The organism is Bradyrhizobium sp. NBAIM01 (assembly GCF_020194115.1).
Taxonomy (GTDB): domain Bacteria; phylum Pseudomonadota; class Alphaproteobacteria; order Rhizobiales; family Xanthobacteraceae; genus Bradyrhizobium; species Bradyrhizobium yuanmingense.
This window is the reverse complement of sequence record NZ_JADYVU010000003.1, coordinates 474,714-500,461: the sequence shown is the minus strand read 5'-3', so window position 1 is coordinate 500,461 and position 25,748 is coordinate 474,714. Positions and strand designations below refer to the sequence as shown.

Annotated in this window: 27 protein-coding genes, 1 pseudogene and 1 riboswitch; of the genes and pseudogenes, 15 read left to right on the top strand and 13 right to left on the bottom strand. The window is 64.3% G+C overall.

Annotation, left to right across the window (positions count from 1 at the left end; all coding sequences use genetic code 11):
* Positions 1 to 61 precede the first annotated feature (61 nt).
* Together wrbA and I6F31_RS13130 are read left to right on the top strand one after the other, a co-directional pair.
* Positions 62 to 688, top strand: a complete 627-nt coding sequence (gene wrbA / locus I6F31_RS13135; protein WP_225147576.1) for an NAD(P)H:quinone oxidoreductase — start codon at positions 62 to 64, stop codon at positions 686 to 688.
* Complete coding sequence (locus tag I6F31_RS13130) at positions 688 to 1,887, top strand: MFS transporter (protein WP_225147577.1); 1,200 nt, start codon at positions 688 to 690, stop codon at positions 1,885 to 1,887. The genes wrbA and I6F31_RS13130 overlap by 1 nt, the downstream gene beginning before the upstream one ends.
* A gap of 4 nt (positions 1,888 to 1,891) precedes the next feature.
* Here I6F31_RS13130 and I6F31_RS13125 read toward each other — a convergent pair whose 3' ends face one another.
* A complete protein-coding gene (locus I6F31_RS13125; RefSeq protein ID WP_036027863.1) occupies positions 1,892 to 3,085 on the bottom strand; it encodes a TrmJ/YjtD family RNA methyltransferase in 1,194 nt (397 codons plus the stop codon).
* A gap of 336 nt (positions 3,086 to 3,421) precedes the next feature.
* Here I6F31_RS13125 and I6F31_RS13120 point away from each other — a divergent pair, with 336 nt between their 5' ends.
* Together I6F31_RS13120 and I6F31_RS13115 are read left to right on the top strand one after the other, a co-directional pair.
* Positions 3,422 to 4,636 (top strand): NADP-dependent isocitrate dehydrogenase, encoded by a 1,215-nt coding sequence (locus tag I6F31_RS13120; protein ID WP_225114235.1) that lies wholly within the window; start codon positions 3,422 to 3,424, stop codon positions 4,634 to 4,636.
* Between the two features lie 93 nt (positions 4,637 to 4,729).
* Entirely contained in the window at positions 4,730 to 5,233 is a 504-nt protein-coding gene (locus I6F31_RS13115) for a DUF3455 domain-containing protein (protein WP_225147579.1), read from the top strand.
* A gap of 87 nt (positions 5,234 to 5,320) precedes the next feature.
* Here the strand turns inward: I6F31_RS13115 and alaS are convergent, their stop codons facing one another.
* Positions 5,321 to 8,002, bottom strand: a complete 2,682-nt coding sequence (alaS, locus tag I6F31_RS13110; protein WP_225185504.1) for an alanine--tRNA ligase — start codon at positions 8,000 to 8,002, stop codon at positions 5,321 to 5,323.
* Positions 8,003 to 8,225: 223 nt separating this feature from the next.
* Positions 8,226 to 8,316, top strand: a riboswitch (glycine riboswitch).
* Between the two features lie 145 nt (positions 8,317 to 8,461).
* On the opposite strand from alaS, the gene gcvT reads away from it, so the two are divergent.
* The 3 genes from gcvT to gcvP all read left to right on the top strand — a co-directional run bounded on the left by gcvT (position 8,462) and on the right by gcvP (position 13,016).
* Complete coding sequence (gcvT, locus tag I6F31_RS13105) at positions 8,462 to 9,607, top strand: glycine cleavage system aminomethyltransferase GcvT (RefSeq protein ID WP_225185503.1); 1,146 nt, start codon at positions 8,462 to 8,464, stop codon at positions 9,605 to 9,607.
* Positions 9,608 to 9,616: 9 nt separating this feature from the next.
* Positions 9,617 to 9,985, top strand: coding sequence for a glycine cleavage system protein GcvH (gene gcvH / locus I6F31_RS13100; RefSeq protein WP_109143207.1), 369 nt, complete (start codon positions 9,617 to 9,619; stop codon positions 9,983 to 9,985).
* Between the two features lie 163 nt (positions 9,986 to 10,148).
* Positions 10,149 to 13,016 (top strand): aminomethyl-transferring glycine dehydrogenase, encoded by a 2,868-nt coding sequence (gcvP, locus tag I6F31_RS13095; RefSeq protein ID WP_225132793.1) that lies wholly within the window; start codon positions 10,149 to 10,151, stop codon positions 13,014 to 13,016.
* A 118-nt stretch (positions 13,017 to 13,134) separates the two neighbouring features.
* On the opposite strand, the gene I6F31_RS13090 is transcribed toward gcvP, so the two are convergent.
* From I6F31_RS13090 to recA, 5 genes are all read right to left on the bottom strand, one after another.
* Entirely contained in the window at positions 13,135 to 14,193 is a 1,059-nt protein-coding gene (locus tag I6F31_RS13090) for a hypothetical protein (protein WP_345944097.1), read from the bottom strand.
* Positions 14,194 to 14,271: 78 nt separating this feature from the next.
* Positions 14,272 to 15,246 (bottom strand): hypothetical protein, encoded by a 975-nt coding sequence (locus I6F31_RS13085; protein ID WP_036027867.1) that lies wholly within the window; start codon positions 15,244 to 15,246, stop codon positions 14,272 to 14,274.
* Positions 15,247 to 15,300: 54 nt separating this feature from the next.
* A complete protein-coding gene (locus I6F31_RS13080; RefSeq protein WP_036027868.1) occupies positions 15,301 to 16,299 on the bottom strand; it encodes a hypothetical protein in 999 nt (332 codons plus the stop codon).
* A gap of 9 nt (positions 16,300 to 16,308) precedes the next feature.
* Complete coding sequence (locus I6F31_RS13075; RefSeq protein WP_036027870.1) at positions 16,309 to 17,292, bottom strand: hypothetical protein; 984 nt, start codon at positions 17,290 to 17,292, stop codon at positions 16,309 to 16,311.
* A 104-nt stretch (positions 17,293 to 17,396) separates the two neighbouring features.
* Positions 17,397 to 18,485, bottom strand: a complete 1,089-nt coding sequence (gene recA, locus I6F31_RS13070; RefSeq protein WP_027577058.1) for a recombinase RecA — start codon at positions 18,483 to 18,485, stop codon at positions 17,397 to 17,399.
* 753 nt (positions 18,486 to 19,238) lie between these two features.
* Between recA and I6F31_RS13065 the strand changes: the two genes are divergently transcribed.
* Entirely contained in the window at positions 19,239 to 19,439 is a 201-nt protein-coding gene (locus tag I6F31_RS13065) for a hypothetical protein (protein ID WP_225185502.1), read from the top strand.
* A gap of 154 nt (positions 19,440 to 19,593) precedes the next feature.
* Positions 19,594 to 19,764, top strand: a complete 171-nt coding sequence (locus tag I6F31_RS13060) for a hypothetical protein (protein WP_109143205.1) — start codon at positions 19,594 to 19,596, stop codon at positions 19,762 to 19,764.
* Between the two features lie 574 nt (positions 19,765 to 20,338).
* Here the strand turns inward: I6F31_RS13060 and I6F31_RS13055 are convergent.
* Positions 20,339 to 20,590, bottom strand: a complete 252-nt coding sequence (locus I6F31_RS13055; RefSeq protein WP_109143204.1) for a DUF2798 domain-containing protein — start codon at positions 20,588 to 20,590, stop codon at positions 20,339 to 20,341.
* 234 nt (positions 20,591 to 20,824) lie between these two features.
* On the opposite strand from I6F31_RS13055, the gene I6F31_RS13050 reads away from it, so the two are divergent.
* Positions 20,825 to 21,013, top strand: coding sequence for a hypothetical protein (locus I6F31_RS13050; RefSeq protein WP_109143203.1), 189 nt, complete (start codon positions 20,825 to 20,827; stop codon positions 21,011 to 21,013).
* Between the two features lie 41 nt (positions 21,014 to 21,054).
* On the opposite strand, the gene I6F31_RS13045 is transcribed toward I6F31_RS13050, so the two are convergent.
* Both I6F31_RS13045 and I6F31_RS13040 read right to left on the bottom strand, forming a co-directional pair.
* Positions 21,055 to 21,309: a hypothetical protein gene (locus I6F31_RS13045; RefSeq protein WP_225185501.1), complete on the bottom strand. Its 255-nt coding sequence runs from the start codon at positions 21,307 to 21,309 to the stop codon at positions 21,055 to 21,057.
* Between the two features lie 98 nt (positions 21,310 to 21,407).
* Positions 21,408 to 21,704, bottom strand: a complete 297-nt coding sequence (locus tag I6F31_RS13040) for a hypothetical protein (protein WP_036013030.1) — start codon at positions 21,702 to 21,704, stop codon at positions 21,408 to 21,410.
* A 363-nt stretch (positions 21,705 to 22,067) separates the two neighbouring features.
* On the opposite strand from I6F31_RS13040, the gene I6F31_RS13035 reads away from it, so the two are divergent.
* A complete protein-coding gene (locus I6F31_RS13035; RefSeq protein WP_225147582.1) occupies positions 22,068 to 22,532 on the top strand; it encodes a PaaI family thioesterase in 465 nt (154 codons plus the stop codon).
* 114 nt (positions 22,533 to 22,646) lie between these two features.
* Here the strand turns inward: I6F31_RS13035 and I6F31_RS13030 are convergent, their stop codons facing one another.
* Positions 22,647 to 22,940 (bottom strand): HdeA family protein, encoded by a 294-nt coding sequence (locus tag I6F31_RS13030; RefSeq protein WP_225128886.1) that lies wholly within the window; start codon positions 22,938 to 22,940, stop codon positions 22,647 to 22,649.
* 201 nt (positions 22,941 to 23,141) lie between these two features.
* On the opposite strand from I6F31_RS13030, the gene I6F31_RS13025 reads away from it, so the two are divergent.
* From I6F31_RS13025 to I6F31_RS13015, 3 genes are all read left to right on the top strand, one after another.
* Positions 23,142 to 23,390, top strand: coding sequence for a PilZ domain-containing protein (locus I6F31_RS13025; RefSeq protein ID WP_225147583.1), 249 nt, complete (start codon positions 23,142 to 23,144; stop codon positions 23,388 to 23,390).
* A gap of 348 nt (positions 23,391 to 23,738) precedes the next feature.
* Positions 23,739 to 24,140 carry a hypothetical protein gene (locus I6F31_RS13020; RefSeq protein ID WP_036027875.1) on the top strand — a complete coding sequence of 134 codons (402 nt, stop codon included), beginning with the start codon at positions 23,739 to 23,741 and terminating at the stop codon, positions 24,138 to 24,140.
* A gap of 102 nt (positions 24,141 to 24,242) precedes the next feature.
* A complete protein-coding gene (locus I6F31_RS13015) occupies positions 24,243 to 24,566 on the top strand; it encodes a hypothetical protein (RefSeq protein ID WP_036013014.1) in 324 nt (107 codons plus the stop codon).
* Between the two features lie 57 nt (positions 24,567 to 24,623).
* Here I6F31_RS13015 and I6F31_RS13010 read toward each other — a convergent pair whose 3' ends face one another.
* Both I6F31_RS13010 and I6F31_RS13005 read right to left on the bottom strand, forming a co-directional pair.
* Positions 24,624 to 25,091 (bottom strand): DUF6691 family protein, encoded by a 468-nt coding sequence (locus I6F31_RS13010; protein WP_036013015.1) that lies wholly within the window; start codon positions 25,089 to 25,091, stop codon positions 24,624 to 24,626.
* A gap of 5 nt (positions 25,092 to 25,096) precedes the next feature.
* Positions 25,097 to 25,525 (bottom strand): YeeE/YedE family protein, encoded by a 429-nt coding sequence (locus I6F31_RS13005; protein ID WP_036013017.1) that lies wholly within the window; start codon positions 25,523 to 25,525, stop codon positions 25,097 to 25,099.
* Between the two features lie 47 nt (positions 25,526 to 25,572).
* Between I6F31_RS13005 and I6F31_RS13000 the strand changes: the two are divergent.
* Positions 25,573 to 25,713 (top strand): annotated as a pseudogene (locus I6F31_RS13000) (transcriptional regulator); the annotation flags it as partial.
* Positions 25,714 to 25,748: the final 35 nt, after the last annotated feature.

The window sequence follows — 25,748 nt, the reverse complement described above, 5'->3', positions numbered from 1 at the left end:
CCGCTGATCAAGCACAGACCTATTTTGGCTGCTAGCCCCCACCTGAGAGCGAGGAAGCAAAATGACGAAGGTCCTGGTGCTGTACTACTCGTCCTACGGTCACATCGAGACGATGGCTGAAGAGATGGCCCGGGGTGCACGGGAGGCCGAAGCCGAAGTCGCCATCAAGCGCGTGCCGGAAATTGTTCCCGACCACGTCGCGCAGAGGGCCGGATACAAGGTCGATCAACGCGCCGACACCGCCGCCGTGGCCGAATTGCCGGACTACGACGCGATCATCCTTGGCACCCCGACGCGTTTCGGGAACATGGCCGCGCAGATGAAGAACTTCCTCGACCAGTGCGGCGGCCTGTGGTTCGAGAACAAGCTCGTGGGCAAGGTCGGCAGCGTCTTCACATCGACGGGCAGCCAGCATGGCGGCCAGGAAAGCACCATTCTGTCCGTGCACAGCGTGCTGCTGCACCTCGGCATGATCGTGGTCGGGCTGCCCTACACATTCAAGGGACAGATGCGCATGGACGAGGTCACCGGATGCTCGCCCTACGGCGCATCGACCCTCGCCGACGACGGCAGCGGCGGGGATCGTCGTCCAAGCGCCAACGAACTGGCTGGGGCACGCTTTCAGGGACGCCATGTCGCCGAGATCGCTCGCGCCCTGGCCGCTGGGCGGCTCACGGAGGCGGCCTGATGGCGGCGGCAGCACCTGCCTCGTCCTTGCGAGATCGGCATTGGCATGTGGTGAGCATCGTCGTGGGCTCCGGCGCCGTCGCCGCGATCCAGGTGGGGAAGGCTGCGATCGCCACGCCCATGCTGCAAAAGGATCTGGGCCTTGACCTCGCCGCTGCCGGCTGGCTGACCGGGATCATCGCTGTTCTCGGCCTGTTGGGCGGTATCCCTGCCGGCTCCCTCGTCGCCCGCGCCGGAGATCGGCGAAGTCTCATTCTCGGCCTCGGGCTGCTCATCCTTGGCGCCATCATCGGCGCGCTCGCAACCGACTATGCGGTGCTTCTCGCATCGCGCATTTTGGAAGGGGCAGGATTTCTTCTGATCATTGTTGCGGGGCCGGCGATCCTGAACAGAGCAGTCCCGTCCGGGCAACAGGACGTTCCGCTTGCCCTGTGGAGCTGCTTCATGCCGGCCGGCATTGCGCTCGCGATGCTCGTCGGGACGTTCTTCAGCGACTGGCGCGCACTGTGGTGGGGCAGCGCCGGTCCTGCAGCGATCGCCATCGTGGCCGCGTGGATGAGTATTCCGGCCGCTCCGAAGCGCACCCCGGCATCGTGGCGACGGACGATGTCCGATGCCGTGTACGTGGCGGCAAGCAAAGGCCCGCTTCTGCTGGCCGGATGTTTTGTCCTCTACAGCCTGATGTTCTTCGCGCTGTTCAGCTTCCTCCCGGTGCTGCTGATGGAACGGATGAACATCCCCCATGGCACGGCCGGCATGCTCAGTGCCCTCGCCACCGCAAGCAACATCATCGGGAATGTCGCTGCCGGCTACCTGCTCGCGCGCGGTGCCCGGCGTTCAGTGCTGATCTTCGCGGCCTGTCTGGCCATGGGCTTTTCAGCTCCTGGCATCTTCCTGCAGATATTCGGCGATACGCCGACGCTTCTGCTGTGCATCCTGTTCGCGGCGGTTGGTGGCCTGATGCCGGCCGTCCTGATCTCATCGATCCCGTTGCTCGCGCCATCCGCCGCACTCATTCCTGTTGTCACCGGTCTGGTGATGCAGGGCAGCAATCTCGGCCAGGTGGCCGGGCCTGTCGCGGTCGGAAGTGCCGTTGAAGCCTATGGGTGGACGGCCGCACTGGCCATCATCCTGATCGCCGCGCTGCTTGCCGCCATCGTCACCGCATCCGCTCGCTTCGATGACGCCGCGGCCCGCTGAGATTCTACTGTCCCAACATCCCGGCAAGCCGCACCAGCTCCGCCTCGAGATCGCGCTCCACATCCACTGCCCGGATGTCGAGCACCCGATAGTCGCGCGCCTCGAGCCAAGTCCGCCGTCCCGCGCGATCGGCCGCAATCGCCTCCCCCTCGCCCGGGTTCACCAGCTCGATCGCGATCCGGTGCGGAAATGAGACGAAGTCGGGGATGTGGCGCCCCACGGGAGTCTGCCGCTTGAACCCACCTGCGAAGCGGCGATCACGCGTCAGCGCCTGCCAGAGCAGGCGTTCGGCGTCGGTCGGGTTGCGGCGGAGCAGGCGGGCAAGGCCGCGCACGGTCGAGCCGCTGTCCGGCACGCCGCCGCCCTGCCCGTGCTCGGCCAGCAGCGCGCGCAGGCGCGTGGCCTGCTCGCCATCGAGCACGCCGCCCTTGGCCGGACCCTTGCGCCCCTCGGCGATCGCCATGATCACGCCGTGCAGCGTGTGCATATCCTGCTTGGTCGGCTCCATCCGGGTGAAGATGTTGCGCAGGTTCACCAGCATGGTGTCGCGCTTCTCGGCCGGGCGCAGGAACTCGACCTTGTCGAGCTCGCGCACGAGATTGTCGAAGAAGGCCTGCATCTGGTGCTGCGAGGCGCGCTCGGATCTTTCAGGCATGGCGTGCGGCAGCTCGCCGGAGGTGGCGCGCTTGAACCATTCATAGCCGACCAGCAGCACGGCCTGAGCGAGGTTGAGCGAGGCGAAGCCCGGATTGACCGGAAAGGTGATGATGCGGTTGGAGAGCCCGACCTCCTCGTTGGTCAGACCCCAGCGCTCGCGGCCGAACAGGATGCCGGCCCTGCCGCCGGTCGCGACGTGACCTGCGATCTCGGCCGCTGCGGCCTCCGGCCCGACCACGGGCTTGGCTTGGTCGTGGGGGCGTGCGGTGGTGGCGAACAGGAGGTCGAGGTCGGCAACCGCCTGCTCGACCGTGTCGAACAGCTGCGCCTTCTCCAGGATATGGTCCGCACCGGCCGCGGCGCGCTGGGCCGCGATGTTGGGCCAGCCGTCCCGGGGATTGACGATGCGCATCCGGTCGAGGGCGAAGTTGCCCATGGCGCGCGCGGCCATGCCGATATTCTCGCCGAGCTGCGGCTCGACCAGGATCACGATGGGACCGTCGAGGGAAAGGCCCGCTTTGCTCTTGTCAGTCCCCGACATCTGCTTTCGCTTCCACTCTTCGTCTCAAGGCCTTGGCAAGGCCGCCTTAGGAATTGATTCAAGCGGCCCCCACGACCGGGCCGCCTCGCGGTCTGTCGTTTGCCTGTCCTGACAAAATTCTCAAGGGAAATAACGACTTGGATTCGACTTTGAATCTCGCCCGAAACGGGCCCGAAGGCCGGGCCGAGGGCCGGCCGGCCGCTTCCCGCCTGCGCAAGCTGGATGAGCTAAAAGTGCATAATCCCTTGGCTTTCGCCCGCTGCTATCAGGTGCTAAGAGGCGGCGGATATTCCCGTGGCGCGCCGAAAGCGCCGTTCCCAAGAGGCTTCCCCGATCATGGCAAAAATCAAGGTATCCAATCCCGTCGTCGAGCTCGATGGCGACGAGATGACCCGGATCATCTGGCAGTACATCAAGGACAAGCTGATCACCCCGTTCCTCGATGTCGAGCTGCTCTATTTCGACCTGGGCATGGAATACCGCGACCACACCAACGATCAGGTGACGATCGACGCCGCCGAGGCGATCAAGAAGGTCGGCGTCGGCGTCAAATGCGCCACCATCACCCCGGATGAAGCCCGGGTGAAGGAGTTCAATCTCAAGCAGATGTGGAAGTCGCCGAACGGCACCATCCGCAACATTCTCGGCGGGGTGATCTTCCGCGAGCCGATCATCTGCAAGAACGTGCCGCGCCTGGTTCCCGGCTGGACCAAGCCGATCATCATCGGCCGCCACGCCTATGGCGACCAGTACCGCGCCACCGACATCAAGTTCCCCGGCAAGGGCACCCTCTCGCTGAAGTTCGTCGGCGAGGACGGCACCGTGATCGAGAAGGAAGTGTTCAAGGCGCCCGGCGCCGGCGTCGCCATGGAGATGTACAATCTCGACGATTCCATCATCGACTTCGCCCGCGCCTCCTTCAATTACGGCCTGCTGCGCAATTACCCGGTGTACCTGTCGACCAAGAACACGATCCTCAAGGTCTATGACGGGCGCTTCAAGGACATCTTCCAGGACATCTTCGACCGCGAGTTCAAGAAGGAGTTCGACGCCAAGGGCCTGACCTACGAGCACCGCCTGATCGATGACATGGTGGCCTCGGCGCTGAAATGGTCCGGCGGCTATGTCTGGGCCTGTAAGAACTACGACGGCGACGTGCAGTCCGACACGGTCGCGCAGGGCTACGGCTCGCTCGGCCTGATGACCTCGGTGCTGCTCACCCCCGACGGCAAGACCGTCGAGGCGGAAGCTGCCCACGGCACGGTGACCCGCCATTACCGCGAGCACCAGAAGGGCAAGGAGACCTCGACCAACTCGATCGCCTCGATCTTCGCCTGGACGAGAGGCCTGTCGCACCGCGCCAAGCTCGACAACAACCCCGAGCTCGCCAAGTTCGCGGCCACGCTGGAGAAGGTCTGCGTCGACACCGTCGAGGCCGGCTATATGACCAAGGACCTCGCGCTGCTGGTCGGCGCCGACCAGCGCTGGCTCTCGACCACCGGCTTCCTCGACAAGGTCGCCGAGAACCTCACGAAAGAGCTGGCGGCGTAAGTCGACCGCAATTTCGCCCGACGGAGCCAGACATCATCACGGGCCGCGCGACCAGCGCGGCCCGTTTTTTTGAGAGCATTCGCGGAGACCGCCATGTTCATCAAGCTTGCCACCCCCTGCCTGCTCCTGCTCGCCGCAATGGCCGGGCTCGCTGTCGCCGCCGACCCACTCCCCAACGCGATCGCCGCCCCCGGCGAGACCGTCGTGCTCAGCGTCCACGCCGAAGGTGCGCAGGTCTATGAGTGCAAGGCTGGCCTCGACGGCAAGCTCGCGTGGGCTTTTCGCGAGCCGATCGCGACGCTGCTGTCCGAAAGCAAGACCATCGGCCGCCATTATGCCGGCCCGAACTGGGAGCTTGCCGACGGCAGCGCCGTGACTGGTAAAGCCGTCGGCAATGCGCCGGGCGCGACCGCAGCCGACATCCCCTGGCTGAAGCTGGACGTCACCACTCACCGCGGCAGCGGCGTGCTTGCGCCTGTCACCACGGTCCAGCGCATCAACACCCAGGGCGGCAAGCTCGACGGCGCCTGCGACAAGGCCGGCGAATTCAGGAGCGTGCCCTACTCCGCCGACTACGTCTTCCTGAAGAAGGGCTGATCGCTTTACGGGCCGAACCGCGCGGCGCGATCAAGGTGCCACGCCGATGCCATTGAAGCCGGTGAGACGACCCTGGCGACGCGCGCCTTACGCGCCCGCCATCGCTTTTTCGATCGCGCTCAGGGCCTCGGACGCCTTGGCGCCATCGGGGCCGCCGGCCTGGGCCATGTCGGGCCGGCCGCCGCCGCCCTTGCCGCCGAGCGCCTCGGAGGCGATGCGGACCAGATTGACCGCGTTGAAGCGCGCGGTGAGGTCCTGCGTGACGCCAACCACGATTCCGGCCTTGCCGTCCCCGGTGACGCCGACGATGGCGACGACGCCCGAGCCGATCTGCTTCTTGCCGTCGTCGGCGAGACTCTTGAGATCCTTCATCTCGATGCCTTCGACCGCACGCGCCATCAGCTTGACGCCGCCGGCCTCGCGCACGCCCGACGCTGCGCCGTTGTTGCCGGCTGCGGCGCCGCCGCCCATCGCCAGCTTCTTGCGGGCATCGGAGAGTTCGCGCTCGAGCTTCTTGCGCTCCTCCATCAGCGCCGAGATGCGCGCCGGCACGTCGTCGAGCGAGGTGCGCAGCTCGTTCGCCGCGATCTTCGCCAGCGCCATGGTGTCGTTGGCATGTTTTCGCGCGTAGTTGCCCGTCAGCGCCTCGATCCGGCGCACGCCGGAGGCGACCGCGCTCTCGCTCGTGACCGTGATCAGGCCGATATCGCCGGTGCGCTTCACATGGGTGCCGCCGCAGAGCTCGACCGACCAGCCGAGCGCGTTGGCGCCGCGCTCGCGCGCGGTCCTGCCCATCGAGACGACGCGGACCTCGTCGCCATATTTCTCGCCGAACAGCGCGCGCGCGCCAGCCTCGCGGGCCTCGTCGACGCCCATGACGCGCGTGGTGACCTCGTCGTTCTCCAACACCACGTCGTTGGCGATGTCCTCGACCCGGGCGAGCTCCTCAGCCGTGATCGGCTTCGGATGCACGAAGTCGAAGCGCAGCCGATCCGGCGCGACCATCGAGCCGCGCTGGGCGATGTGATCGCCGAGCACCTGGCGCAGCGCCTCGTGGATAATGTGAGTCGCCGAGTGATGGGCGCGGATGGTCGAGCGGCGTGCGTGATCCACCTCGAGCTGCAGCGCCGTGCCGAGCTTCACTTCGCCACTCTCGACCGTGCCGATATGGACGAAGAGATCGCCGAGCTTCTTCTGCGTATCGGTGACGCGAACCTTGATGCCGCCCTCGCCCGAGAGCACACCGGTGTCGCCGACCTGGCCGCCGGACTCCGCATAGAACGGCGTCTGGTTCAGCACGATCGCGCCGGTCTCGCCGGCCTTGAGGCTCGTCACCTCGGCGCCGTCCTTGACCAGCGCCGAGACCACGCCCTCGGCGCTCTCGGTCTCGTAACCCAGGAATTCGGTGGCGCCGAGCTTCTCGCGCAGCGGGAACCAGATCGCCTCGGATGCCGCCTCACCCGAGCCCTTCCAGGACTCGCGCGCCTTGGCCTTCTGACGCTCCATCGCGTCAGTGAACGCCGCCTGGTCGACGCCGATGCCGCGCGACTTCAGCGCGTCCTGCGTCAGGTCGAGCGGGAAGCCGTAGGTGTCGTAGAGCGTGAAGGCGACGTCGCCGTCGAACATGTCGCCCTTCTTTAAGGACGCGCTCTTCTCGTCGAGGATGGCCAAGCCGCGCGAGAGAGTCTTGCGGAAGCGGGTCTCTTCCAGCCGCAGCGTTTCCTCGATCAGCTTTTCCGCGCGCATCAATTCCGGATAGGCCTGGCCCATCTCGCGCACCAGCGCCCAGACCAGCCGGTGCATCAGCGGCTCCTTGGCACCCAAGAGCTGCGCATGGCGCATCGCCCGGCGCATGATCCGGCGCAGCACATAGCCGCGGCCCTCGTTCGAGGGCAGCACGCCGTCCGAGACCAGGAAGGCGGACGAGCGCAAGTGATCGGCGATGACGCGGAACGAGCCGACGTTCTGCTCGTTCGGTCCGCTGCCGAGCGCGGACGAGGTCGCGTCGATCAGGTTCTTGAACAGGTCGGTCTCGAACACGGTCTCGACGCCCTGGAGGATGCAGGCCATGCGCTCCAGGCCCATGCCGGTGTCGATCGAGGGACGCGGCAGATTAACGCGCTCCTCCTTCGTCACCTGCTCGTATTGCATGAACACGAGATTCCAGAATTCGAGGAAGCGGTCGCCGTCCTCTTCCGGCGATCCCGGAGGACCGCCCCAGATGTGCTCGCCGCGGTCGATGAAGATCTCCGAGCACGGGCCGCACGGCCCGGTGTCGCCCATCGCCCAGAAATTGTCCGAGGTCGGGATGCGGATGATGCGGTCGTCGGAGAAGCCGGCGATCTTCTTCCACAGGCCGGCCGCCTCGTCGTCGGTGTGGTAGACGGTGACGAGCAGCTTGTCCTTCTTCAGCCCGAACTCGCTCGTGATCAGCTTCCAGGCGAGCTCGATCGCGCGCTCCTTGAAGTAATCGCCGAACGAGAAATTGCCGAGCATCTCGAAGAAGGTGAGATGGCGCGCGGTGTAGCCGACATTGTCGAGGTCGTTGTGCTTGCCGCCGGCGCGCACGCATTTCTGCGAGGTGGTGGCGCGCTGATAGGGCCGCTTCTCGACGCCGGTGAAGACGTTCTTGAACTGCACCATGCCGGCATTGGTGAACATCAACGTCGGGTCGTTGCGCGGCACGAGGGGCGAGGACGGCACGATCTCGTGGCCGTTCTCGGCAAAGAAGTTCAGAAAGGTCGACCTGATCTCGTTGACGCCGCTCATGTTCATCCAATCGGGTATGCTTGGGCCCGCTTTTCGCGGTCCAAACCGGACCGTTAAGGCTGATATCTGCGGGCCAAAGCGCTTTTAGACAAGGCCAGCTTCGCTGTCCAGAAACTGTGCAGGGAGATCAGAGGGTTGCCGCAGGCGCGCAATCCCGTTGGATAGGGCACGCGGACGCGTTGACAGGCTTGGCTCCGCTGTGGTCTCTACCCATCTGTATCGTACGGCCACGTCGGGAGAGACCGGCACCTGGTAGCCGGCGCCGAAGGAGCAACCGCCCCGGAAACTCTCAGGCAAAAGGACCGCGTGGCTTTGACAGCATCTGGAAAGAGGCGCCGACGGGTGTAGGCCCGGACAGCGTCCGCCGACGGGATAATACTCTCAGGCACAGCGACAGATGGGGCTTCGACTGGTGTCCATCGGGGAATCCTCCCCGAGGAACCGCCGAGGGCCCTCAAGATGCTAGCGCACGACCAAGACTCCCTGAAACGCACCCCCCTCTACGACCTCCATGTGTCCCTGGGGGGCAAGATGGTGCCGTTCGCGGGCTATGACATGCCCGTGCAGTACCCCGCGGGCGTCTTGAAGGAGCACCTCCATACCCGCACCAAAGCGGGCCTGTTCGACGTCTCCCACATGGGCCAGCTCGCGCTCCGGCCGAAATCCGGTAATGTGGAGGACGCCGCCCGCGCGCTGGAGCGGCTGGTGCCGCAGGATATCGTGGCGATCGCCGCAGGGCGGCAGCGCTACGCCCAATTCACCAATGACGACGGCGGCATTCTCGACGATCTGATGGTCGCCAATTTCGGCGATCACCTGTTCCTGGTCGTCAACGCCGCCTGCAAGGCCGAGGACGAGGCGCATCTGCGCGCGAACCTGTCCGACGCCTGCGTGATCGAGCAGCTTGCCGACCGCGCGCTGATCGCGTTGCAGGGCCCGAAGGCGGAAGCGGCGCTGGCGAAATTCTGTGCAGAGGTATCAGGCATGAAGTTCATGGATGCCGGCCCGCACGAGGTTGCCGGCATCAAGTGCTTCGTCTCGCGCTCCGGCTACACCGGCGAGGACGGCTTCGAGATCTCGGTTCCAGCAGGCGATGCCGAACGCCTCGCAAAGATGCTGCTGGAAAATCCCGACGTGCTGCCGATCGGCCTCGGGGCCCGCGACAGCCTGCGGCTGGAAGCCGGGCTCTGCCTGTACGGTCACGACATCGACGCCACGACCACGCCGGCCGAGGCCGCGCTGGAATGGTCGGTGCAGAAAAGCCGCCGCAGCGGCGGTGCACGCGCCGGCGGCTTTCCCGGCGCTGCGAAGATCCTCGCCCATTTCGATGGCGGCGCATCCCGCCGCCGCGTCGGCTTGCGCGCCGAAGGCCGCGCGCCGGTGCGCGAGGGCGCGCTGCTGTTTGCGAATGACGCGGGCGGCGAGCCGATCGGACAAGTCACCTCGGGCGGCTTCGGCCCGAGCCTGAATGCGCCGGTTGCGATGGGCTACGTGCCCACGAATCTGAGCGCGCTTGGCACAAAACTCTTCGCCGAGGTGCGCGGCCAGCGACTGCCCTTGCAGGTCGCCGCCATGCCCTTCGTCAAGAACACCTACAAACGCTGAGGATTCGAAATGACCACGACGCTGTACACCTCTGATCACGAATGGCTGGCGATCGACGGCGATGTCGCCACCGTCGGCATCACCGATTACGCGCAGCAGCAGCTCGGCGACGTCGTGTTCGTCGAGCTGCCCAAGGTCGGCCGCGCGCTGAAGAAGGCCGAAGCCGCCGCGGTCGTCGAATCCGTCAAGGCGGCCTCCGACGTCTACGCGCCGATCTCTGGCGAAGTGCTCGAGACCAACGCCGAGCTCGCATCCGAGCCGGCGCTGGTGAACTCGGACGCGCAAGGCAAGGCCTGGTTCTTCAAGATCAAGATTGCCGACAGAAGCGAGCTCGGCGGCCTCATGGATGAAGCCGCCTACAAGGCGCATACGGCGTGAGATGAAGCGAAGTCTAACCTCATGCTCAGTGTCATCACCCGCGAAGGCGGGTGATCCAGTACGCCGCGGCCCCTCGGTTCAATCCGCGCTGCTGGAGAGTACTGGATGCCCCGCCTTCGCGGGGCATGACACTGACAGCGAAATCTGAAGCGAGGACCCAATGATGACCGCGCACCGCAAGTCCAACGGCGACACCGCCACCTCCTTCGTCCGCCGCCACATCGGCCCATCGGCGCGCGATGTCACCGCCATGCTCGAGACAGTCGGCGCCAAGAGCGTCGATGCGCTGATCGCGGAGACCTTGCCGGCCTCGATCCGGCAGGCCGCCCCGCTCGATCTGGGCAAGCCCTTGAGCGAGACCGAGGCGATCGCGCACATGACCGAGCTTGCGCGTCAAAACCAGGTCTTCACCTCGCTGATCGGCCAGGGCTATTCAGGCACCATCCTGCCTGCGGTGATCCAGCGCAACATCCTGGAGAACCCGGCCTGGTACACGGCCTATACGCCCTACCAGCCGGAGATCAGCCAGGGCCGGCTGGAAGCGCTGCTCAACTTCCAGACCATGATCTGCGACCTCACCGGGCTCGACGTCGCCAACGCCTCGCTGCTCGATGAAGCCACCGCGGCGGCCGAAGCCATGGCGCTCGCCGAGCGCCACTCGCAGGTCAAGGCAAGGGCCTTCTTCGTCGACAAGGACGTGCATCCGCAGACGCTGGCCGTGATGCGCACCCGCGCCGAGCCGCTGGGGTGGACTCTGGTCGTCGGCGATCCCCTCACCGATCTCGACAAATCGGACGTGCTCGGTGCGCTGCTGCAATACCCCGGTTCTTCGGGCGCGTTGCGCGACCTCAGGCCCGCGATCGCCGCGCTGAAGGCCAAGGGCGCACTCGCGATTCTAGCCGCCGACCTCCTGGCGCTGACGCTGCTCGCCTCGCCCGGCGAGCTCGGGGCCGACATCGCCATCGGCTCGGCCCAGCGCTTCGGCGTGCCGATGGGCTATGGCGGGCCGCACGCCGCCTATATGGCGGTGCGCGATGCGCTGAAGCGTTCGCTGCCCGGCCGCATCGTCGGCCTCTCCGTCGATTCCCGCGGTGCGCCGGCCTATCGGCTCGCGCTGCAGACCCGCGAGCAGCACATCCGCCGCGAGAAGGCGACATCCAACATCTGCACCGCGCAGGTGCTGCTCGCCGTGATCGCCTCGATGTACGCGGTCTATCACGGCCCCGAGGGCCTCACGCAGATCGCGCGCAACGTCCACCGCCGCACCGCCGTGCTCGCGACCGGCCTGCGCAAGCTCGGCTTCGCGCCGCAATCGGACAGCTTCTTTGACACGCTGAGCGTCGATGCCGGCGGCAAGCGCGCCGAGATCGTCGCGCGGGCAGCAAGCGAGAAGATCAATCTCGGCGTCAGCGATACGGCTCTTCGCATCGCGCTCGACGAGACCACGACGCCTGCGACGATTGAAGCAGTCTGGCGCGCCTTCGGCGGCAAGCTTGCCTATGCCGAGATCGACGCCGAGACGCGCGAGGCGCTGCCGGACGCGTTGAAGCGCGCCACCGCATTCCTGACCCATCCGGTGTTCCATGCGCACCGCTCGGAGACCGAGATGCTGCGCTACATGCGCAAGCTCAGTGACCGCGACCTCGCGCTTGACCGCGCCATGATCCCGCTGGGATCCTGCACCATGAAGCTGAACGCGACCACCGAGATGATGCCGTTGACCTGGCCGGAATTCGGCTCGCTGCATCCGTTCGCCCCGCGCGAGCAGGCGGCCGGCTATCACGCGCTGTTCGCACGCCTGGAGAAATGGCTCTGCGACATCACCGGCTATGACGCGATCTCGCTGCAGCCGAACTCGGGCGCGCAGGGCGAATATGCCGGGCTGCTCGCGATCCGCGGCTATCATGCCGCGCGCGGACAGGGCCATCGCAAGATCTGCCTGATCCCCTCCTCCGCCCACGGCACCAATCCGGCCTCGGCCGCGATGGTCGGCATGGACGTGGTGGTGGTGTCTTGCGAGAAGAACGGCGACGTCGACGTCAATGATCTCCGCGCCAAGGCGGAGAAGCATGCAAACGATCTCGCCGCGGTCATGATCACCTATCCCTCGACGCACGGCGTGTTCGAGGAGCATATAAGCGAGATCTGCGACATCGTGCACGGCCATGGCGGCCAGGTGTATCTCGACGGAGCCAATCTCAATGCGCAGGTCGGCCTTTCCAGGCCCGGCGACTACGGCGCCGATGTCAGCCATCTCAACCTGCACAAGACCTTCTGCATCCCGCATGGCGGCGGCGGCCCCGGCATGGGCCCGATCGGCGTCAAGGCGCATCTCGCGCCGTTCCTCCCTGGCCACCCCGCGACGAAGGCAGACGCGCCGGTCGGTCCGGTCTCGGCCGCGCCGTTCGGCTCGGCCTCGATCCTCACCATCTCCTACATCTACATCCTGATGATGGGCGGCGAGGGCCTGAAGCGCGCCACCGAGATCGCGATCCTCAACGCCAATTACATCGCAGCGCGCCTCGATCCGCACTTCCCGGTGCTCTACAAGAACGCGAAGGGCCGCGTCGCGCATGAGTGCATCGTCGATCCCCGTCCGCTGAAAACGACGAGCGGCGTCACCGTCGACGACATCGCAAAGCGCCTGATCGACTACGGCTTCCACGCCCCGACCATGAGCTTCCCGGTCCCGGGCACACTGATGATCGAGCCGACCGAATCGGAATCCAAGGCCGAGCTGGATCGTTTTTGCGACGCCATGATCGCGATCCGGAAGGAGATCGCCGAGGTCGAGGCCGGCCGCTTTGAGATCGCAGCCTCGCCCTTGCGCCACGCCCCGCACACCGTGCACGACATCGCCGACGACGATTGGAAGCGCGCCTACACCCGCAGCGAGGGGTGTTTCCCCGACGGCGTCTCGCGCACCGACAAATATTGGTGCCCCGTCGGCCGCGTCGACAACGTCTATGGCGACCGCAACCTGGTGTGCTCCTGCCCGCCGGTGAGCGATTACGCAGAAGCCGCGGAGTAAGCTTTGTAGGGTGGGTTAGCCTCGCGGCTGCGCAAAGCGCAGTCCGCGACGCGTAACCCACCTAAACAGTGGTGGATTGCGCCTTCGGCTAATCCACCCTACGGCGCCGAACGCGCCGCTAAGGCGCAATCAGCAACCGGCTTTCGCGATCCCACCGCCACAGCCGTTCATTGGTGAGCAGCGTGCCGCCCCACCAACGTCGAATCGGATTGTGGCGACGGAAATCTTCGCGGCCTTCCAGAACCGCTTTGCCAAATTCGGTCAGCGACAACCGGCTCCGACGATAGGCGGCGTTGCGACCTCGCGCATCGTGTGGGGCGAGCGTCGCGAGTTTCGGATCGAGACCTGCGACCGCCGGCATCGGGCCCGACGCAAGCCCTTCGAGCAACGGACCCAGCTCCCACTGGTCGAACACGCGCGTTTCGAGCAGCCCGCCCGGCTGAAACAGTTCTTTTGTACGATTGTGCCCCCTTGCAATCAGCTCGATAAGCCGCGCCTCCGTCGCGCCCAATCCGGTGATTGGTGACGGCAGTTCAGCTAGCAACGCTTCCAGAGCCGGCTTCAGGAAAGGTAGCCTTGGTAAATCCCTTGTCAGCAACCCGAAGCAGAGTTCAGGCGTCGGCGCCCGATACGCCTCCCAGGCCATGTTGGCTATCTCGAAGTCGCACTCTGCGATCTCCGATTCCCGCACCGTACGATCGCGAAGTTGCGGGCCGTCCGCTTCGCGCAGATCGAAATTGACCCGTCGCAGTCTAAGACAATGGGTGATCGATGGATGGGACCGCAAATAGTCCAGGATCCAGATGAGTTGCAATTGACTGTTAGGCTCAGGGTCGAACCACAGCTCGATGAACTCGACGCCATAGGTCTCGCAAAACCAAACCAGGCCAGTCTCCTTGTGCGCGAGACCGGTCTGAGGCAACCGGCCAACAAGATCGGACCACCGCACCTCCGGATCGCCCCTGTAATAGCCTCCCGTAAGATAGTCCTCGAGGTGGTGCGACGTAGGCAACGGCCCCCAAACGAACCGAAAGATCAACGGGACGACCATGTCAGCACGACCAGCATAGGTGAGACCAACGCCGGACGAACTAGTCAGAATCACACGCTTCATCGTCGACGCGCCCTTGTTCACCGGCAGCATCAGGCCGGTACAATAGTCAAGCAGTGGCCTCATCCGCGCTGCCGGACCGATAACACTTCTCGCGGCGCGGCCGAGTGACTCAGTAAGACTAGTCCATCCTACGAAGCTGACCTAGGGCGCAACCAGCAATCGGCTTTCGCGATCCCACCGCCACAGCCGTTCGTTGGTCAACTCGGTCCCACCCCACCATCGTTTAATGGCATTGTGCCGCCACATATCGTCTTCGCGGGCGAGAAGTGAACGCCCGAGTTCAGTCAGCGTGAGCCTCCACTCACTCCTGCCGAAGTAACGATCCTCATTGTCGAACGCCGGATCGCCCAATAAGAGCGACGGCGCCGAATACGCCCCCAGCTCGAGCAAAGCGTCACGCGCGTCGTTTTCGCCGAATACATCGCGAAGCCATCTCGCGTGTTGGACGAGCCTTGGGTCGGTTTGCCCGTCGTTCACAGAATCCAGCAGATCCATTTCAGTTGCACCGAGTCCCGTCACGCTGTCCGGAAGCTCTTCGAGCACCGCGATTAGCGCCGATCGAAGTCTCGGCAGGAGCATCAGATCCGTCATGAGCAGATCGAAACAGGATTCTGGCGTTTCAGCCCGATAGGCCCGCCAGGCGCGGCTTGCCGTCACCAAATGGTTCTCGGTCACCTTGAAGGCCGGCAGCTTCCATTTTGCGACAGACTCCGGGGTATTGTTGGCAATAGTATCGTCCGCATGCACCAGGCTCAGCTTGCTCGTGATCTCCCTGTGAGGACGAATCAGGTCCAGCAGCCAGACGAGCACAAGTTGATCATTGGGCCGAGCATCCACCCATATTTCAATTGAGTCGAACTTCTCGCACAGCTCGAACAAACCAATATCGCGCGTGCCGAAGCCGTCGAGTGCACCGCGACAAACGTCATCGAGCCAATGATCGCCGGGATTGCGGTGCTTTTCCGATCGGCGCTCCAGGCCCCTCAAGAGTTGCTCGTCGGAAGGCAGTTCCCCCAAGACGAACCGCGGATAGAACCCGAGCGCGACGTTCGCAACGCCGGACTGGCGAAGTGTGTCCTCCGCACGATCGTTCGTTGCCAGGATCAAATGTGACACGATTGCCTCTCGAAATGATACAATACAAGAACACTCTGAGCGAAGAGTTACGCACTAATCAGGCGCGATGAGTGAGAGGGCCTCGGGGTCCCACTGCCACAGCCGGTCGTTGGTCAGATGGATGCCGCCCCACCAGCGATCGATTCGGTTATGGCGGCAAAAGTTTTCATCGCCGCCAAGCACCGCTTTGCCGAACGCGGTGAGCGACAAGCGGGATTGCTTGTACCGCTGGAGGCGGCTCGAATCGTCGTGCATCTCCAGGGAAAACGGGCCTTCGTCCAGTCCAGCGACCGCTGCCCTCTCGCATCGTGCTAGTCCATCAAGCAGGGCGCCAACTTCCCAGTAATCGAAGACGCGACGCTCGTTGGGCTTCTGATATCCCGGGAACACATCAAAGGGCTGCACCTCGCCCGGCGCGATCAATTCCAGAATCCGCGTTTCCGTGGCCCCAAGGCCGCTGGTCACGTTGGGAAGCTCTTCGAGCAGATCAACGACGCAACGCTCGAGCTGCGGAAGCAGGCGCAAATCCGTTTCGAGGAGATCGAACCAGGCCTGCGGCGTCGGCGCACGGTAAGCTCGCCAGGCGCGACCAGCCAGTTCAAGGTGATCTTTCGTGAGCTTGACAATCGGTGGGTTCAGCTTCGCCAGTTGCGTTGGCGCGACATCGCCTACGGCAAGGTCCAGGTGACGTATCGCGAGCTTGGACAATGCCGCTTCCTCGATGCCGCAATGGTCGAGTAGCCAGAGCAGAAGTAATTGTGCGTTCGGCTCTGGCCCCATCCATAGTTCGGCCGAGCCACATTCGGACAACAGATCAATCAGTCCGCGCCCCTTCACCCCAGACCTTTCCAGGCGCCAAACCGGCGTGTCGTCGAGCCAGTGCAGGCCGTTCGGCTGAGCCACGCGCGGGGAGAAGAATGCCTGGCATTCCGTTTGCGTGGGCGGCGGTCCCCAGACCAAGCGACGCTCGATCGCAAGGACGAGGTCGGCAAGGCCGGCCCGCTGTATCGCGCCGGCGGCGGACGAATCTGTTGTCACAATGAGCCGCGTCACGTCAGCCTCTCAGGGCATCGTCAGGACAGGGCCGGAGCGCCACAGCCGATCGTTGGTCAGATGCGTGCCACCCCACCAACGATCGATCGGATTGTAACGGCTGAAGTCGTCATGGCCCGCCAGGACAGCCTTCCCGAACTCGGTCAGCGAAAGGCGGCTGCGCAGATAGACTTCATGCCGAGCCCTCAAATTCTTAGGGTCGATCGTGCGCAGTTCGTCGCCCAAGCCGGCCACGGCCGGCCTCGGGCCGAGCGCTAGCCCCTCAAGCAACGAGCCCAACTCAAATTCTCCGAACACATAGGTACGCCGCTGCGAGCGCAGGTGAAACAACCCGTTCGTGTTGGCAAACCCTCTGGCAAGCATCTCAAGCAATCGCGTCTCGGTCGCACCAAGCCCGGTCCTGGGTGACGGCAGTTCCGCCAGCAGATCGAGCAAAACCGGCCGCAGCATCAGCAAGGCACTCAGATCGCGGTGAAGCAAATCCATGCAAGCCTCAGGCGTCCGCGCGCGATAGGCCGACCACGCCAACTTGGCAGTCTCGAACTCCTCCGCAGCAACGTCCATAACAGGAATATGGGGCTCGCCCTTGGCGAAATCATAATCGGGACTGAAAAACAGATCGGAGTCCAGCAATCGCAGCCCGAGCTTCTGCGCTAGCGCAGGATAGCTGCTGAGGTGATCGAGCAACCAGACCAGTTGCAATTGGTCGCGCGGAGTCGCTCCGAACCAGAGTTCGATCTCGTCATACGGCTCGCAAAATTCGGCCAGCGACAATTTGCGGCCCTTGGCGCCGCGGGACCAGCGGACCCAATCCGACCAATGTTCGGCATGGCCTAGCTCTGCGGTTTGGGCAGCCAAATAAGCTGAGAGCTTTTCCGCCGGCGGGAGCGGCCCCCACTCAAATTGAAAATGGAAAGGTATGACGATCTCGGCCAACCCCGATCGACCGAGATCACTCCCGCCGCCCCAGCCAGTCAAGATCAGCCGCTTCATCGCACCACCTGATCAACGCGACGCAAAACGAAACGGGCACCGAAGACGTCGGCAACTCAACGTCCTCAGTGCCCGCTCCTCGCGAAAAATTTTCGCGTTAGGTCTTACTCGTCCGCCGGCTCCTCGCCGTCGGCGTCGCGCTCCGGCGTGCCGGCCAGAATCTGCTCGGCGATCAAACCGGAATTCTGGCGGATCGCGGTCTCGATCTTGGCGGTGATGTCGGGGTTGCCCTTGAGGAACGCTTTGGCGTTCTCGCGGCCCTGGCCGAGGCGCTGGCTGTCATAGGAGAACCAGGCGCCGGACTTCTCGACGATACCGGCCTTGACGCCGAGATCGAGGATCTCGCCCATCTTGGAGACGCCCTCGCCGTACATGATGTCGAACTCGACCTGCTTGAAGGGCGGGGCCAGCTTGTTCTTGACCACCTTGACGCGCGTGGTGTTGCCGACCACCTCGTCGCGCTCCTTGATCGCGCCGATGCGGCGGATGTCGAGGCGGACGGAGGCGTAGAATTTCAGCGCATTGCCGCCGGTGGTGGTTTCCGGCGAGCCGTACATCACACCGATCTTCATGCGGATCTGGTTGATGAAGATCACCATGGTGTTGGACTTGTTGATGGAGGCCGTCAGCTTGCGCAGCGCCTGGCTCATCAACCGCGCTTGAAGTCCCGGCAGCGCATCGCCCATCTCGCCTTCGAGCTCGGCCTTCGGCACCAGCGCCGCCACCGAATCGACCACGAGAACGTCGACGGCGCCCGAGCGCACCAGGGTGTCGCAAATCTCCAGCGCCTGCTCGCCGGTGTCGGGCTGCGAGATCAGGAGCTCGTCGATGTTGACGCCGAGCTTGCGGGCATAGACCGGATCGAGCGCGTGCTCGGCGTCGATGAAGGCGCAGATGCCGCCCTTCTTCTGCGCTTCCGCCACCGTATGCAGCGCCAGCGTGGTCTTGCCCGAGGATTCCGGCCCGTAGATCTCGACGATGCGTCCCTTGGGCAGGCCGCCGATGCCGAGCGCGATATCGAGCCCGAGCGACCCGGAGGACACCGCCTCGATGTCCATGGAGCGGTCGTTCTTGCCGAGCTTCATCACCGAGCCCTTGCCGAACTGCCGCTCGATCTGGGAGAGCGCGGCGGCCAGAGCTTTACTCTTGTCCATGGAAGATCCTTCGACGATACGCAGGGCAGTTGCGGACATTGGGTCGTGCTCCTTATGGCGAGGATTCGCGTGAGGGACAAACGGTTGCGAGGCAGCTCGGCGATAAAAGCAATGTACCCCATTTGTTCTCAGTTCGCAATATGTTCTTTTGCGGGTTTTCCCCTTTGCCCTAATTTCCCTCAGCAGTGTCAAAGCGGCGGCCTGTCCTGAACACATTCCCAGCCGGTTAGCGTCAGGCGCTCGGTACCGCGGAAACAATTCGGCTTCGTCAACAAGACGAAAGCCAAACCCGATGCGATGGAAATCAAAATGGCCCAGCCAATCCGCTTCAAGGGGAGAATTCTCTAACTGTTCTAATCTGTCTCTGCGGGTGTCCTAATTAGGACAGCCCCAAGGGTTTTTGTCTTGCCGACTGGACCAGAAGACCACAGAGCTGTTCGAAACAGCTTCATGAACCATGGCTGCGCGTCCGCGTTGCCGCGGCATGCATCGCCTATGGTATTTCGTGGCCTTCCTCGCCGTCACCGCAACCTCATTCGGTGCCCTGGTGGCAAGTTCCTGGGATGACCGGAGGCCGCCTCGTCTGGCGGCCTCTTTCGGTTGATAAATCAACCTCTGACAAACCAGCCATGCTGGATCGTCACGCTCCCCGCTTTGCTCTGCGTGCACAACTGAACAGACGCGGATCCATTTCCGGATCCTAATGCATCATCACCGCGCGGACCCCGGCCACTATCGGTGATGAGAACGCTCACCTCGCGCTCCCGCCTCATCGCACGGAAAGAGCGCGCCATGTTCAAGCGACGACGTTTCAAGCAGCAACTGACCCTTCAGGACCGGCTGTCCGCATGGGTGAAGCAGGTCCGCGAGCAGGCGTCCAAGCTACCTCCCGGGCCGGAGCGGGACGCGCTGCTCAAGAAGGCGCGCCAGGCCGACGTTGCCAATCATCTGAACGATTGGGTCAAATCGCCGGGGCTGCAGCCGCCGGAATAGTCGCCTACGCCGGGTTCCTCGACGCGACCATGACCGGGATCAACGACGCGCGACCAGGGCGCCGTCATGTTTCCGTAATCCTGCGGCACCGAACCTTTTCGCGGTCTCGGGCCTTCTGTGGGGATGGGACCGCAACTTTTGGGGATCTCTGGTCATGACGAACAACGACACGCACCACGATACGCTGAGGCGAAAGCCGCTGCTGGACGCCGCCCACGAGGAGATGGTGAAGTTCGAGCGCAAGGAAAACGAGTTCCGCAAGAAGGACCGCGAAGAGCGCGCCGCCGAGCTCCGTCTGCCGCTGAACGAGATCAAGGTTCATTAGGCACTGCCAGGACCGCCGTCCGGAGCGGGCCAGGCCCGCCCGCGATGCGGCACTCCGCTCTGTTCCTTGCCCGGAACCTCCGATCGGCATCGCCGGTCGGGGCGCCGCGACCGCGGATGCACCAGGTAGCTAAATACTACCAGCAACCATTGGCGAAGCGATGAAATCGCCAGGATCCCTACTGTGCATGGGGTTGTTTTGCCACTTTTGAGAGGCAAGGCGCGCCGGCGCCTTCGATAGGACGGCCCAGCACGTCAGTTCCGTCTGCAGCAGCGCCTGCTAGAGCACCGCCAGCAGAACCAGACCTATCACCAGCACGACGAAGCCAGCCGCCGTCGCGGCGGCGAATGACCGCTCTACGTTATCCATATGATGCCACCCCGTTTCCGGCGCGCCACGTTTCCCCCATGGCTGCGCCGAACGGATAAAATCTTGCCGACGGGTGTGTCCGCAGTGGTGCGGACGGATGTCGAAATTGGGACCGGTACGGGGCCAGTGTGCGGCCTTTCGATCGCGCACCTGCCGGCGGTCCGCCTGTCAGGCTGTCGTCAGCCAGCCGGCTAGGGTCGCCCGGCTACCGGCCAGCGCGGGGCTCCTGCTCCTCCTGCGTCAGGCGCAGCGAGAAGGCGCGGATCGCGGGCGCCGCCAGCAGCACGACCGGCAGCATCGCGGCCCATGCGATCAGCCAGGACACCATCCAGTGCCGCACGAAGAGCATCGGGCTGCCGGCGGGAAAGCTGGCGATCCCCGCCGCGATCAGCGAGGTCAGCCCGGACTGGATGATGCCGAAGACGAAATGCGAGTAGCGGCGGGGAATGCCGAGCATGAGGCGCCCATGGTTGCTTGCCCGTGATCGGCAAGCAAGGCACATGCCGTCGAGCGGATCCGGCGCTTCGATTGGAACCGCGATGCGGGACCGCCGGATGCACCCCGGCCGGGCTCCAGGAACTTTGTTCATGGTCGGAGAACCACGGAGGCCGTGGGCGACATTTTGCTTTCTGCGGAATATTGCGACGACCAACATGTTTGCAGGCATGAGGGTGAATCGTGGGAGGTGACCATGAATCACAGGGGCGTCGAGTTCACCATCGCCAAGACGGCGATTCCCGGAATCTGGCAATGGCAGTTTCGCATCGGCGACCGGATCAAGACCGGCAAGACCGAGACCCGGATCGACCTGCTGGCGATCCGGCGCGTGCAGCTGCGCATCGACCGGGAGCTGAAGGCGATCGGGCGAAAGACGGCCTGAACCGTTTCGACCTCATGCGCCAAAGCGCGCCATAGCCAGCGTCAGTCCGCGCTGGGCAGCCGACGCATGGTGAACTCGATATCGCCGCCGGGCAATTCGCGCCAAGTCTCGACCTCGCTCATATAGCCGGCCTTGGGATAGCGGGCAAAGAAGGCCTGCGCCCGCTCCCGCGCCGCCGCGCGCGGCAGCGTGAAGGTCTCGCGCAGATAGCCATCGCCGGCGGACTGGTCCGGCTTACCGGCCGCCTTGCGCCGGCGCGCCATCCGCTCGGCGAGATCCCGCGGACGATCGGCCATATCCTGCCTTCCTCTGCGCACTACGCTACGGACAATGTAGGGCGCGGGCCGGATCAAGAGGAGTCCTTCCGAGGAGCATTGTGCCTCCCCGGAACGGGTCAGTTGGCGGCCGTCCCGCTCTTGGCCTTCTTCGGCGCACTGGTCGCGGCCGACGCCTTCGGCGCCGCCGGCTGCTTCGGCTGTTCGGCGCGCATGCCGCCCCAGGGATCGCTGGACGCCTTGGTATCCGGAATCTTCTTCAGCGTTTCCTTGTAGGCCTTCTCACGCTCGGCCTCGATGGCCTTCTCCTCCGGCGACTTGCTCGGGGCATCCTGCATCAAATTGATGTTGGGCATTTGCGCGTAGGCAGGTCCCGCCAGCACGGCCAGCACCGCGGCCAAACGGAAAAGCTTCATCATCCACTCCTTAAGTCTTTCATGAGGCGCGGATCGCCCCGCGCCGTGTCATCCTCGTCAGCCCGGTCACGACCCGGTGGCCGCTAGTGCCGATCCGATCGGCATGATTTGGGCGCCTGCAGCCAATCGTCCCAGATCGGACCGCATTTGGTGCACCCGCTCAGCGCGAGACCGAGCAGGCCCATGCCAAAGACGAGGATACAGCGACGCAACATCATCCACCCCTACCCAAGCCAGGCATCATATCGGGCCAAGTCAGGCATTTTCAAGCCGAGGCGGCCGGCGCCAGACCGGGTGACTTTGCCTCGCGGATGCGCGCACAATGCGGTGAAACATCCGGCAACACAGGAGAGCGCGACAGCAATGCAAACGCAGCCAGAAGCCGAGTTCGGCCCCGCCGACGCCAGTCGCATCCTCGGCGAGGTCTTTGCGCCCTGGGTCCAGGATCTCAACCTCGCGGTCGAGCGCATCGAGCATGTACAGCCCGCGGACGACCCGGACTGGCAGCCCGGCGCGCTGCTGCGCATGCCGTTTTCGGAGCGGCTGTGCCGCAACGGCGGCGTGGTCTGCGGCCAGGCCCTGATGGCGCTCGCCGATACCGCGATGGTGATCGCGATCCTCGCGGCCAATCGCGGCTACCGTCCCATGACCACGGTCGATCAGACCACGCATTTCATGCGCGCGATCGCCGCGTCCGACGTGCTGGCGGATGCGCGCGTGGTGCGGCTCGGGCGCACCATGAGCTTTGGCCGCGTCACGCTGCTCTCGGCCGCCGACGGCAAGCCGGCCGCGATGGTGTCGAGCGCGTTCGCGATGCTGCCGGGGTGAACGCGCCCTGAAAACAAGAGAGCCGCGCGAAGCGCAAGGCTCGAGGCGGCTCTCGATGGAAATCGTGTCGGGACAGCAAGCGCGATCGCGCTTGCCGTCATTGCGCCGGCAATGTCACTTGCCGAGGATCTCGTCGGCCGCGGTGACGACGCTGACGGTCGGATTCTTTCCGCAATAGGCGCCGAACTTCTTGGCATTCTCGATGAAGACGTCGGTGTCGATGATCGCATTGTCCTCGTCGCCCTTGTACCAGCCGTCCATCCAGGTCAGCACGACGCCGATGTTGTCCTCGCCGCTCTCGAGGAACTGCTTGCAGGTCATGGTCGAGAGGTCCCACTTGACGGCGTGGGCGGGCATCGAGGCCAGCGAGAGCGCTGCGGCGAACAAAATCGAAAGCGAAGTCTTCATCAATATCTCCATCGGCGCGTCGCGCCATAAAGGAAAGGCACTTGGGTAGGCTCTTTGGGTAGGCTCTTTGGGCAGGTTCGTGGGAGCGGCTCGCCGCTCCAACGTCGTAAACAAAGTCTGAAACGCCGTGCAAGTAGCGCCAGTATTGAGTTTAGTTCAACGTAATTTCTATGCACTACTTCATACTCATCGGCAGGACTGATGCAGATGATTGAGAAGCGCACATCGCAACGTCACCGTGTTTTCAAGGGCGGAAAGATCACGTTCGAAAACAGCGGCATTCCTTGCACGGTGCGAAACATGTCGGCGGGCGGCGCGGCGATCGACCTCGACACTCCCGTCATGTTGCCGCAATCGGTCACGCTCTCGATCGCCTGTGACCATTTCGTACGGCATTGTCGCACAGTTTGGCGCAGCGACAAGCGCGTCGGCCTCGCTTTCGTGCAATAGCGGGCGCGATGTGAACGAAGGTTCGCATCGCGTGCACACCACCATCATGACTGGCTCGCAATCACGCGCGTAACACCCGCGAGCGATGATGAGCCCCGCAACGTCGATCGACTCGACGCGGTCATTGGGCGGGCACTGCGCCTGCGCTGAGGCGGCCCTCAGCGCCAGCACGGCGGCGTGATGACCAGAATCCGCATTACCGCAATCCCCCACCTCTGGGGTACAAGCCAGCCCCCAATCGCGGAATAGCGATGTCCGGGTTCCGGGACCTCAGCAAATCTTGATCGGCCTGGACTTCGTCCGATCGCATTCGTGCCTATCTGTCGGCCCGCAGGGGACCTTTCACGGATGTTGCGGATCATTGCTCATGCGGCGCTGCTCATTGGCGCGCTTGCGCTCGGTGCCTGCGGCTTTGCCGACAGCCGCGCACCGGTGCCGGAATTCATGCGCATGAAGGAGCCCGAGCAGCCGCCGGAAGCGCCGCCCGACGTCAAGCGCGTGGTGCGCGAGCAGATCGACGTCGTCTTTCTCGCAACGTCCTATCCGCGCGAGGTTCACGTCGCCCCGCCGCATCGTGAGCTGCGAGGACCGGGCTGGACCGCGTGCGTCCGCGCGCAGCTCACCTCGGCGACCGGTACGTCGCTCGGCGCCCAGACCTACATCGTGACGATCAACGACGGCAGGGTCGTGGACCGCCGGCGCGCCGACGCCGACGACATCTGCGGCACGGAGACTTACGAGCCGATCTAGGAACCCGCCCCTGACGACAGGTTCCGGGAAAAACCTGTAGATGACCCGGAACGATCACCGCCTCCCCTTCTTGTTACCGCCGAGGGCAGTTTCGAGGAGGACATGATGAGGACGTTGACTATTGCGCTGCTGGCAGGCGTGGGGGCCTTGGCCGCCGCCTCGGGGGCCAAGGCTTCCGATATCTATACGACCAGCGAATACACCAATCCGGATCTCGTGCAGCAGGTGCGACTCGTCTGCGACGAGGATGGTCGCTGCTATCGCACGCGCGGCGGGTCGCGCGTGATCGTGCGCGATTCCTACAATTACATGCCGCGCGACCGCTACTATGAGCGCCGGAGCTATCATCGCCACTACGATGACGGCCCGCGCGCCGGCGTCGGCATTCGCGCGCCCGGCGTCAGCGTCGGCGTCGGTAGCTGGTGAGCGATGAAGGCTTGATGGTCGGAGACCGGGCGAGACTATTCGCCCGGTCCCGTGACCTCAGGTTTCGAGTGGATCGGCCGGCGTGATGTAGCGCGTCGATGACGGCAGCTGAGCGATGAAGCGGGCGAGCACCATGCCGGCGCACATCGCCACGACAAAGATGACGGCGGAGAGCGAGCCAAATCCGAGCGCGGTCAGCGCCGGCCCCGGGCAAAAGCCTACCAGCCCCCAGCCGATGCCGAAGATCGCCGGACCTGCGACGATCCTGGGATCGATGTCTCGCCGCGTCGGCAAATAGAATCGATCAGCGAAGAATGGACGCGGAAGCTTGAGAACGCGGCTGAAGCCGACGAAGGTCACGGCCACCGCGCCCGCCATCACGAAGGCGAGGCTTGCATCCCATGTCCCTGCCTGAATGCCGGCGACGTCCAGGAAGTTCAGCACCTTTGCGGGGTTCGACATGCCGGAGACGATGAGGCCGAGGCCGAAGATCAGCCCAATCGCGAATTGAACCAGGATTGCCATCGCCGTCAGTTCCAGTGCCGCATCAAGAACACGGTCGCCATGCCGGCGGCCATGAAGGTGATGGTCGCAACCAGCGAGCGCACCGACAGCCGCGACAGGCCGCAAACGCCGTGGCCCGAGGTGCAGCCGCTGCCCCACACCGAACCGAAACCCGTGAGCAATCCGCCGATGATCAGGAGGGCCGGCCCCGCCGCGATCGTCTGCTCCGGCAGACCTCCGGTGACGAGCCGGACCAGCACGGGCGCAGCAGCAAGACCGGCGACGAAGGCAAGGCGCCCAGCGAGTTCGCTGTCCTCATAGGGCGGAAACAGCCGCGCCGCGATGCCGCTGACGCCGGCGATCCGACCCGTTGCCCACATCAGCAGAACGGCCGCGAGGCCAATCATCGCACCGCCAACGAGCGACGCGATCGGCGTAAAAGACGTCGTGACCATGACCTCTCCTGAGCGAGAGCGCCCTTGCGTAGGGCGCAAATACCATGGCCGCGCTATCCCAGCATCTCGGAAAGATGCGCGCATTGAGCTTGGTCAAACCAAAGCGGGACGGCCAAACGATATACTACAATATCGCGAGCCCGAAAGTCCGCGCAGTGCTGGAGATTCTTTGCCGGCTCTTCTGCGCCGGCAAGTCGGACTCTCGCCTTCGCAAAACGCGGGG

Excerpts from the sequence above, each read along its gene's own strand:
- wrbA (WP_225147576.1), top strand. The coding sequence starts at position 62 with ATGACGAAGGTCCTGGTGCTGTACTACTCGTCCTACGGTCACATCGAG.
- I6F31_RS13130 (WP_225147577.1), top strand. The coding sequence starts at position 688 with ATGGCGGCGGCAGCACCTGCCTCGTCCTTGCGAGATCGGCATTGGCAT.
- I6F31_RS13125 (WP_036027863.1), bottom strand. The coding sequence starts at position 3,085 with ATGTCGGGGACTGACAAGAGCAAAGCGGGCCTTTCCCTCGACGGTCCC.
- I6F31_RS13120 (WP_225114235.1), top strand. The coding sequence starts at position 3,422 with ATGGCAAAAATCAAGGTATCCAATCCCGTCGTCGAGCTCGATGGCGAC.
- I6F31_RS13115 (WP_225147579.1), top strand. The coding sequence starts at position 4,730 with ATGTTCATCAAGCTTGCCACCCCCTGCCTGCTCCTGCTCGCCGCAATG.
- alaS (WP_225185504.1), bottom strand. The coding sequence starts at position 8,002 with ATGAGCGGCGTCAACGAGATCAGGTCGACCTTTCTGAACTTCTTTGCC.
- gcvT (WP_225185503.1), top strand. The coding sequence starts at position 8,462 with ATGCTAGCGCACGACCAAGACTCCCTGAAACGCACCCCCCTCTACGAC.
- gcvH (WP_109143207.1), top strand. The coding sequence starts at position 9,617 with ATGACCACGACGCTGTACACCTCTGATCACGAATGGCTGGCGATCGAC.
- gcvP (WP_225132793.1), top strand. The coding sequence starts at position 10,149 with ATGACCGCGCACCGCAAGTCCAACGGCGACACCGCCACCTCCTTCGTC.
- I6F31_RS13090 (WP_345944097.1), bottom strand. The coding sequence starts at position 14,193 with ATGAGGCCACTGCTTGACTATTGTACCGGCCTGATGCTGCCGGTGAAC.
- I6F31_RS13075 (WP_036027870.1), bottom strand. The coding sequence starts at position 17,292 with ATGAAGCGGCTGATCTTGACTGGCTGGGGCGGCGGGAGTGATCTCGGT.
- recA (WP_027577058.1), bottom strand. The coding sequence starts at position 18,485 with ATGTCCGCAACTGCCCTGCGTATCGTCGAAGGATCTTCCATGGACAAG.
- I6F31_RS13065 (WP_225185502.1), top strand. The coding sequence starts at position 19,239 with ATGTTCAAGCGACGACGTTTCAAGCAGCAACTGACCCTTCAGGACCGG.
- I6F31_RS13060 (WP_109143205.1), top strand. The coding sequence starts at position 19,594 with ATGACGAACAACGACACGCACCACGATACGCTGAGGCGAAAGCCGCTG.
- I6F31_RS13055 (WP_109143204.1), bottom strand. The coding sequence starts at position 20,590 with ATGCTCGGCATTCCCCGCCGCTACTCGCATTTCGTCTTCGGCATCATC.
- I6F31_RS13050 (WP_109143203.1), top strand. The coding sequence starts at position 20,825 with ATGAATCACAGGGGCGTCGAGTTCACCATCGCCAAGACGGCGATTCCC.
- I6F31_RS13045 (WP_225185501.1), bottom strand. The coding sequence starts at position 21,309 with ATGGCCGATCGTCCGCGGGATCTCGCCGAGCGGATGGCGCGCCGGCGC.
- I6F31_RS13040 (WP_036013030.1), bottom strand. The coding sequence starts at position 21,704 with ATGAAGCTTTTCCGTTTGGCCGCGGTGCTGGCCGTGCTGGCGGGACCT.
- I6F31_RS13035 (WP_225147582.1), top strand. The coding sequence starts at position 22,068 with ATGCAAACGCAGCCAGAAGCCGAGTTCGGCCCCGCCGACGCCAGTCGC.
- I6F31_RS13030 (WP_225128886.1), bottom strand. The coding sequence starts at position 22,940 with ATGAAGACTTCGCTTTCGATTTTGTTCGCCGCAGCGCTCTCGCTGGCC.
- I6F31_RS13025 (WP_225147583.1), top strand. The coding sequence starts at position 23,142 with ATGCAGATGATTGAGAAGCGCACATCGCAACGTCACCGTGTTTTCAAG.
- I6F31_RS13020 (WP_036027875.1), top strand. The coding sequence starts at position 23,739 with ATGTTGCGGATCATTGCTCATGCGGCGCTGCTCATTGGCGCGCTTGCG.
- I6F31_RS13015 (WP_036013014.1), top strand. The coding sequence starts at position 24,243 with ATGATGAGGACGTTGACTATTGCGCTGCTGGCAGGCGTGGGGGCCTTG.
- I6F31_RS13010 (WP_036013015.1), bottom strand. The coding sequence starts at position 25,091 with ATGGCAATCCTGGTTCAATTCGCGATTGGGCTGATCTTCGGCCTCGGC.
- I6F31_RS13005 (WP_036013017.1), bottom strand. The coding sequence starts at position 25,525 with ATGGTCACGACGTCTTTTACGCCGATCGCGTCGCTCGTTGGCGGTGCG.